Genomic DNA, 7677 nt, shown 5'->3' with positions numbered 1-7677 from the left:
TCAAGCCCTGGTCATCATTGGCCGCAAGCTGGCGCGCATCGCCTTTTCGCTCATGAAAAACCTGAGCGAATACCAGTCAAAAGCGGTTTTGGGGGCTTCCCCAAAACCATAGAATCTCCCACACTTGAATGTATTCGCAAATCAGAATGTGGGAGCTGGCTTGCCTGCGATGAGGACGGCCGCCATAAGCGGATTTCCGCTCACCAACAAAAAATCATCAGCGACTTTCCGCTCAAAAAAATCCCCCAACCCTTCTAGATCGGGCCCTCACCTGCTTGGCACAGCTCCTGCTATAGGTCCAACCAGGCTGCGCTAACGCGCGCTCCACAAAAACAATGACATGAAGGATCCTTCAATGGATAACTCCAATTCCCTGCCTCTGGGGTCGGCGGCTGCGCCGGCGCAAGCACGCACCACCTCCAGCCGCATCAAGTCGATCTTCAGCGGATCGGTCGGCAATATGGTCGAGTGGTACGACTGGTACGTCTACGCTGCTTTCTCGCTGTACTTCGCCAAGGCCTTCTTCCCTAAAGGCGACACTACCGCCCAACTGCTCAACACCGCCGCGATCTTCGCCGTGGGCTTTTTGATGCGCCCGATTGGCGGCTGGCTGATGGGCCTCTACGCCGACCGCGCAGGCCGTAAAGCCGCGTTGATGGCGTCGGTGCTGCTGATGTGCTTCGGCTCGCTGATCATCGCCCTGAGCCCCGGTTATGAAACCATCGGTGTCGGCGCGCCGATCCTGCTGGTGTTCGCCCGCTTGCTGCAAGGCCTGTCGGTCGGTGGCGAATACGGCACCTCGGCCACCTACCTGAGTGAAATGGCGACCAAGGAACGTCGCGGCTTCTTCTCCAGCTTCCAGTACGTGACCCTGATCTCCGGCCAGCTCATCGCACTGGCGGTGCTGATCGTGCTGCAACAGATCCTCACCACCGAAGAGCTGTATGCCTGGGGCTGGCGTATCCCGTTTGCCATCGGCGCCCTGTGCGCGGTCGTAGCCCTGTATCTGCGACGCGGCATGGAAGAAACCGAGTCGTTCACCAAGAAGGAAAAAGCCAAGGAAAGCGCAATGCGCACCTTGATGCGCCACCCCAAGGAACTGATGACCGTGGTCGGCCTGACCATGGGCGGCACCCTGGCCTTCTACACCTACACCACCTACATGCAGAAGTACCTGGTGAACACTGTCGGCATGAGCATTTCCGACTCCACCACCATTTCTGCGGCCACACTGTTCCTGTTCATGTGCCTGCAACCGATTGTCGGCGGCCTGTCGGACAAGGTCGGTCGCCGGCCGATTCTGATCGCCTTCGGCATCCTCGGCACCCTGTTCACCGTGCCGATCCTCACCACTCTGCACACCGTCCAGACCTGGTGGGGCGCGTTCTTCCTGATCATGGCGGCGCTGATCATCGTCAGCGGCTACACCTCGATCAACGCCGTGGTGAAGGCCGAGCTGTTCCCTACCGAAATCCGTGCACTGGGCGTCGGCCTGCCTTACGCACTGACCGTGTCGATCTTCGGCGGTACCGCTGAATACATCGCCCTGTGGTTCAAGAGCATCGGCATGGAAACCGGCTACTACTGGTACGTCACCGCGTGTATTGCCGTGTCGCTGCTGGTCTACATCACCATGAAAGACACCCGCAAGCATTCGCGGATCACCACGGACTAAGGGTTCGCCAGGTGTAGAAAAGGGGCCATGTCATGCAAATGATATGGCCCCTTTTTTATCCCGTCAGGACAGCCCTGCCAGCGGCTGGCGGTTATCCCGGCGCTGTACATACCAGGCACCGGCGATCATCACCAGCAACACCGCCGCCAGCACCGCCGATGAGCCGACAGTGCCAAAGTCCAGGCCACCCTTTTCATGGGGTTTGGTCAGGAAATCCCCGAGGGTCGCGCCAAAGGGCCGGGTCAACACAAACGCTACCCAGAACAACACCACCGACGAAACCGTCGTGCAGTACTTGAGCGCCACCACCAGCAGGATGCTCGCGCCGATCAACATCGCACCGCCGGCAAAACCCAGGCCCGAGTCGTCGGCCAGGAAGTCCCCCAGGGCCGTGCCCAGGGTGCTGGAGAGCAGGATTGCCACCCAGTAGAACAGCTCGCCGCGCGGGGTCTGCACCTTGTTCACGTTCAGCGAATTGCCGCTCAGGTGCCAGAGGGCGAACACCATCAGTAACAGTACAATCAGGATCATCGAGCCAGAGGCGTACCCCAGGCCCAGGGTGCGGTCCATAAAATCGGACATGGTGGTGCCCGCCGTACTGGTCGACAGAATCACGATCCAGTACAGCACCGGGTTGTAGGATTTCGACCATAACTGCGTCAGCAATGTGATCAGGAACACGCTGAGCAGGATCATCGAGCTGATGGCATAGCCGACGTTCAAGGTCATCGACAACAAGTCCCCGGCGGTTTCGCCAAGGGTGGTCGCACAGATCTTCATAACCCAGAACGCCAGGGTAATCTGAGGAAGTTTGTTCATTGTGCAGAAGGCTCCAGAGTTCAGTCTCGAAAGGCCGACTCATGGGGGGTATCGACCTGGCGTGCAGACTGGCCGCAGCCCTGTGAAAAATAGGTGGGTGATGGATGAAAATTCCATGCGGCACCGCCAATCCGCTAGAAATCCTGCCCTTGGGCCTGCACTATTGCGCTTTTCCCCGCCGCAGGAACCCCCGTCCATGCCTGACGATATCCATTTCTACGAACCCGCCAACGGCCACGGCCTGCCCCATGACCCGTTCAACGCCATCGTCGGCCCACGCCCGATTGGCTGGATTTCGTCCCAGGACCGCGAAGGCCGCCTGAACCTGGCGCCCTACAGTTTTTTCAATGCCTTCAACTACATTCCGCCGATCATTGGTTTTTCCAGCGTCGGGCGTAAAGACAGCCTGAATAACATCGAACAGACCGGCGAATTTGTCTGGAACCTGGCCACGCGCCCGCTGGCCGAGCAGATGAACCAGAGCTGCGCGGCCGTGTCACCAGAGGTCAACGAGTTTGAATTGGCCGGGCTGACGCCAGTGGCCTCCAAAGTGATCGCTGTGCCGCGGGTCGGCGAAAGCCCGGTGTCGTTCGAGTGCAAGGTCACGCAGATCATTCAGCTGCAACGGGCCGACAAGGAACTGGTGCCCAGTTGGCTGGTGCTTGGCGAAGTGGTCGCGGTGCATATCGCCAAATGGTTGCTCAAGGATGGGGTGTACGACACTGCGGCGGCCGAGCCGATTCTGCGGGGCGGCGGCCCGGCGGATTATTTCCAGCTGGGGCCGGAAGCGCTGTTCAAGATGTACCGCCCTGGGGCTACCAAACCCTGATTGGATCGAATGCAATTAAAAATGTGGGAGCGGGCTTGCTCGCGAAAGCGGTGGATCAGTTCCAAATTGGCTGGCTGACACGACGCTTTCGCGAGCAAGCCCGCTCCCACACAAACCCCGCGCCCACAGTTGGGTCGGTGGTGTTCTTTAGTTTGTTGCGGTTGCCCAGGCCAGTTGGCCCTCTTCGTCGATATCGCTCAAGCGCTCCAGTTGCTGGGCCGCCGCATCGTCGGCGTCGTCGGCAGTCTTGAACAGTTGGCCATCGAGGATCTTGTGAAAGCGCGGTGCGCTCATGCCGTCCAGTGCCTTGACGGCAATGGCGGCGCTATAGCCGCCCTGGTCTTCGCACACTAGGGCGGAAACAGCTTCGTGGTGGGCAAATTCTTTACGTGCCATGTTGCAGGTCCTGGCCAATGGAAAGTCGGCCATTCTAAACCCTAACCGGCCAGTTGCAGGTACTCGCCATAAGCCTTGTCGGCGCAGGCGTCAGTGAAGGTCTGGAAGTCCATGCTGCGCACGACCCTGTCGTTCAACAACTCGGTAAACAGCACCAGCGCCGGCGAGCTGAAGTAGGCACTCATGGCCTGTTCGCTGCTCCAGAAACCTGAAACCAGCCAGACATCGGGGTCAACCTGGGAATGCTGCAACGAGAATTGCAGGCAACCCTGAGCCTGACGGCCCGGTTCGATCAAACTGCTCAAGCGTGCACCCAGTTCGGTGCTGCACCCGCTGCGGGCGCGGATAAAGGCCAGATGGCTCGCGGGAATGGGGGTGGACATGTTCGACTCTCCCGTTGAGAAGTGATGCTCGGCAAGCACTGTGAGGGCGTGTTGCCACACAATCAAAGATACGGGCGCAGGCCCCTGCGCGGTTAGTCGATTCCTGCCGGCTTATTGCACAATCCTGCCAGAAGCGTAGACACCCGGTTCGGCCCCAGGCTTTATTGCAGGGACAAGCGCCTTGTTTCAGGCAGATGACAGGCCGGGGGGCTTGCCTGATTCCAGACGCGCCGCAGGATCAGGCAAGGATTGTGCAGAATCGACATAACACTGCTTGCAGCGCCACCGCTAAGCTGTGCCCATCAAAGAAGCATGCAGAGGACGCTCCATGTCGTCGCCCGAACAGCAGTCCATTCCCCTCGATGCCGAGATGGAAAAACAGCGCGCCGAACTGGCCAGCATTGTGCACCGGCACACCTGGGAGGACGGTTCCTACGGCACCGCGATCACTTCGCTCTACCTGAACCGCCACAATACGCCGCGCGACTTCATGCCGGTGCTGGTGGAACCTGCCCTGTGCATCCTCGCCAACGGCAGCAAGGAAGTGCGCCTGGCCGACGAAATCTTTGCCTACGACCCCCTCAACTACCTGGTGTTCTCGGTCGCGATGCCGGTGGCCGGGCGAGTCATCGACGCCACGGTCGAAAACCCCAACCTGTCGGTGCGCATCAATATCGACCCGGCGCAACTGACCGCCCTGATAGCCGAAGCCGGCCCGATGGGGGTGCCCACGCGCCCGACCGCGCGCGGTATGTATGTCGACCGGATCGACACCCAGTTGCTCGACGCCGTATTGCGCCTGGCACGCCTGCTGGATACGCCCAAAGATATCGCGATGTTGGCGCCGTTGATCAATCGCGAAATCCTCTACCGCTTGCTGCGTGGGCCACAGGGCTATCGCCTGTACGAAATTGCCGTGGCCAATAGCCAGAGCCATCGGGTCAGCCGCGCAATCACCTGGCTGAACGGCAACTACGAACAACCGCTACGCATTGATGACCTGGCCAAGGAAGTGAATCTCAGCGTGTCGACCCTGCACCACCGCTTCAAGGCCATCACGGCCATGAGTCCGTTGCAGTACCAGAAGCAACTGCGCTTGCAGGAAGCGCGGCGACTGATGATCGCCGAAGGCCTGGAAGCCTCGGCGGCGGGGTATCGGGTGGGGTATGAGAGCCCATCGCAGTTCAGCCGGGAATACAGCCGATTGTTTGGGGCGCCGCCGCTTAGAGATTTAGCCAGGTTGCGCCAGAGCCTCTGACCTACTGCGGACCGCTGTGGGAGCTGGCTTGCCTGCGATGGCGGTGGGTCAGATGTACCGCTATCGCAGGCAAGCCCGCCCCCACATAGGCTCGGCAGCGCTGCTTAGTCCGGGGTGCGGGGCAGTTGCAAGGTCACCCGCAGGCCACCTTCGCGCAAATTCTGCAAACTCACTTCGCCGCCATGGCTATGGGCGATATTGCGTGCAATCCCCAGCCCCAGGCCATAGCCCTGCTGCTGCCCGGCCAGGCGAAAGTGCGGTTCGAAGACCTGCTCCAGACGCTGCTCCGGTACACCGGGCCCCTCGTCATCCACATGCAGGATGAACTGCGCACCATCGTCCTCGATACGCAGATGGGCGTTCTGCCCGTACTTCAAGGCGTTGTCGATCAGGTTGCCAATGCAGCGCTTGAGCGCCAGCGGCTTGCCCGGATAGGCCGTCAACGCCCGGCCGTGCTGGGTCACCCGGCCATTGCCGTTGGGCGCCAGATACGGCTCCACCAGGCAGTCGAGCACATGGTTGAGGTCCACTGGCTCGATGTTCTCGTGGATGTCCGTGTCCTTGACGCACTGCAACGCGCCCTTGACCAGCAGTTCCAGCTCATCCAGGTCACGGCCGAACTTGGCTTGCAGCTTTTCGTCTTCCAACAGTTCCACCCGCAACCGCAGGCGTGTGATCGGCGTGCGCAAGTCGTGGGAAATTGCGCTGAACAACTGGCTGCGTTCGGTCAGGTAGCGGCTGATCCGCTCGCGCATGGCATTGAACGCGCGGCCTACCTCCACCACTTCGCTGCCGCCGCCTTCGGCCACCGGCTCCACGTCGGCGCCCAGGGACAGGTCCCGCGCCGCCCGCGCCAGGCGCTTGAGCGGCCGGCTTTGCCAGTGCACCAGCAAGCCGATAAACAGCAACAGAAAGCCGCTGGTCAGCACGATAAACCACACTTGCTGGGACGGCAGGCCCTGTTCTTCGAGGCTGGTGTAGGGCTCGGGCAGCAACGAGGCGATATACAGCCATTCGCCGGCGCCCAACTCGATCTGCGTCACCAGCACCGGCGGGTTGACCGGCTCCAGGGTCAGCGCGTAATGCGCCCAGGAACGTGGCAGCTCATCGAGTTTCAGGCCGGCATTGAAGATGCGCAGGTCTTCGGCACTGACAAACTCCACCGAAAAATGCACGTCACCGCCCAGGGTCTGGCGCAGCACTTCGTCCACCGCGCCGAGCACCGCCTGTTTGCGCGGGGTTTGCGGCAAGATCTGCATATCCAGCGGCTTGTCGTTGAGCGTCACCACAAAGCGCGTGCCGCCCATGCTGCGCAACTGGTCGAGCACCAGCGGGCGATAAGCCACCGGCAGGGAACGGAAATAACTGACGCTGGCGGTCATCGAATGGGCCAGGCTGCGGGCGCTGGTGACCAGGCCCTCAAGCTGGGTGGCGCGCAGCTGCGAGACCCAGATCACGCTGGATAAAGCCTGGGCGAACAGCACCGCCAACAGGGTCAGCAGCAGCATGCGCCCCAACAAGGAACGCGGGACCGGAATGCGCCGGCGCTCAGTGGGCATTGCTGGCAACCACACTGGCCGCCAGTTGGTAACCGCTGCCGCGCACGGTGCGGATCAGCCGTGGCGGTTTCTCGGTGTCGCGCAGGCGTTGGCGCAGGCGGCTGACGGCCATGTCGACAATGCGGTCCAGGGGCATCAGGTCACGGCCACGGGTGGCATTGCCAATGGTGTCGCGATCAAGGATTTGCTGCGGGTGATCGAGGAACAGTTTGAGCAGGGCGAAGTCGGCGCCGGAGAGGATGACTTCCTCGCCATCAACGTGAAACAAGCGATGGCTGATCATGTCCAGCCGCCACTCATCAAACACCAGCACATCGCCGCCGCTGCGCTCCTGGCCAAACTGGCAGCGGCGCAACAGGGCCTTGATGCGTGCCTGCAGCTCACGGGGGCTGAAGGGTTTGCCGATGTAATCGTCGGCGCCCAGCTCCAGGCCGATGACCCGGTCGGCCTCGTCGGAACTGGCGGTGAGCATGATGATCGGCACCTGGGCCTGGCGCGGGTGCTGACGTACCCAGCGGCAGAGGCTGAAGCCGTCTTCGTCGGGCAGCATGACGTCGAGGATCACCAGGTCGCACGGGGCTTCGTCCATGGCTTGGCGAAACCCTGCGCCATTGGGCACGCCCCGCACCTGGAAGCCGGCGCGACTGAGGTAGGTTTGCAGCAACTCGCGGATTTCCTCGTCGTCATCGACGAGAAGAATGGATTTACTGATTACGCTCACGGGGGCCTCCTTGTTGTTATGGGGTGCTCTCTAGGGC

At 61.2% G+C, this 7677-nt stretch carries 8 protein-coding genes; 3 read left to right on the top strand and 5 right to left on the bottom strand.

What is annotated here, in order from left to right; genetic code table 11:
* Positions 1-355 precede the first annotated feature (355 nt).
* A complete protein-coding gene (locus tag HBR94_RS24760; protein WP_057439396.1) occupies positions 356-1675 on the top strand; it encodes an MFS transporter in 1320 nt (439 codons plus the stop codon).
* 63 nt (positions 1676-1738) lie between these two features.
* Here the strand turns inward: HBR94_RS24760 and HBR94_RS24755 are convergent, their stop codons facing one another.
* Complete coding sequence (locus HBR94_RS24755) at positions 1739-2494, bottom strand: hypothetical protein (protein ID WP_115128842.1); 756 nt, start codon at positions 2492-2494, stop codon at positions 1739-1741.
* Between the two features lie 196 nt (positions 2495-2690).
* Here HBR94_RS24755 and HBR94_RS24750 point away from each other — a divergent pair, with 196 nt between their 5' ends.
* Positions 2691-3323 carry a flavin reductase family protein gene (locus HBR94_RS24750; protein WP_120734035.1) on the top strand — a complete coding sequence of 211 codons (633 nt, stop codon included), beginning with the start codon at positions 2691-2693 and terminating at the stop codon, positions 3321-3323.
* Positions 3324-3470: 147 nt separating this feature from the next.
* On the opposite strand, the gene HBR94_RS24745 is transcribed toward HBR94_RS24750, so the two are convergent.
* Complete coding sequence (locus HBR94_RS24745; protein ID WP_170045690.1) at positions 3471-3752, bottom strand: hypothetical protein; 282 nt, start codon at positions 3750-3752, stop codon at positions 3471-3473.
* A gap of 8 nt (positions 3753-3760) precedes the next feature.
* Positions 3761-4102, bottom strand: a complete 342-nt coding sequence (locus HBR94_RS24740) for an antibiotic biosynthesis monooxygenase family protein (protein WP_057958661.1) — start codon at positions 4100-4102, stop codon at positions 3761-3763.
* 328 nt (positions 4103-4430) lie between these two features.
* On the opposite strand from HBR94_RS24740, the gene HBR94_RS24735 reads away from it, so the two are divergent.
* Positions 4431-5360 (top strand): AraC family transcriptional regulator, encoded by a 930-nt coding sequence (locus HBR94_RS24735; protein WP_170045689.1) that lies wholly within the window; start codon positions 4431-4433, stop codon positions 5358-5360.
* A 104-nt stretch (positions 5361-5464) separates the two neighbouring features.
* Here HBR94_RS24735 and HBR94_RS24730 read toward each other — a convergent pair whose 3' ends face one another.
* Together HBR94_RS24730 and HBR94_RS24725 are read right to left on the bottom strand one after the other, a co-directional pair.
* Positions 5465-6919 (bottom strand): ATP-binding protein, encoded by a 1455-nt coding sequence (locus tag HBR94_RS24730; RefSeq protein ID WP_169959677.1) that lies wholly within the window; start codon positions 6917-6919, stop codon positions 5465-5467.
* Positions 6909-7640 (bottom strand): response regulator transcription factor, encoded by a 732-nt coding sequence (locus HBR94_RS24725; protein ID WP_057439391.1) that lies wholly within the window; start codon positions 7638-7640, stop codon positions 6909-6911. The genes HBR94_RS24730 and HBR94_RS24725 overlap by 11 nt, the downstream gene beginning before the upstream one ends.
* Between the last annotated feature and the right edge of the window lie 37 nt (positions 7641-7677).

It is taken from the genome of Pseudomonas sp. WS 5412, from assembly GCF_012985615.1.
Classification (GTDB): Bacteria; Pseudomonadota; Gammaproteobacteria; order Pseudomonadales; family Pseudomonadaceae; genus Aquipseudomonas; species Aquipseudomonas shahriarae.
Note: the sequence above shows the minus strand (reverse complement) of the source record. Positions and strands in the feature narration are given on the sequence as shown.

Excerpts from the sequence above, each read along its gene's own strand:
- HBR94_RS24760 (WP_057439396.1), top strand. The coding sequence starts at position 356 with ATGGATAACTCCAATTCCCTGCCTCTGGGGTCGGCGGCTGCGCCGGCG.
- HBR94_RS24755 (WP_115128842.1), bottom strand. The coding sequence starts at position 2,494 with ATGAACAAACTTCCTCAGATTACCCTGGCGTTCTGGGTTATGAAGATC.
- HBR94_RS24750 (WP_120734035.1), top strand. The coding sequence starts at position 2,691 with ATGCCTGACGATATCCATTTCTACGAACCCGCCAACGGCCACGGCCTG.
- HBR94_RS24745 (WP_170045690.1), bottom strand. The coding sequence starts at position 3,752 with ATGGCCGACTTTCCATTGGCCAGGACCTGCAACATGGCACGTAAAGAA.
- HBR94_RS24740 (WP_057958661.1), bottom strand. The coding sequence starts at position 4,102 with ATGTCCACCCCCATTCCCGCGAGCCATCTGGCCTTTATCCGCGCCCGC.
- HBR94_RS24735 (WP_170045689.1), top strand. The coding sequence starts at position 4,431 with ATGTCGTCGCCCGAACAGCAGTCCATTCCCCTCGATGCCGAGATGGAA.
- HBR94_RS24730 (WP_169959677.1), bottom strand. The coding sequence starts at position 6,919 with ATGCCCACTGAGCGCCGGCGCATTCCGGTCCCGCGTTCCTTGTTGGGG.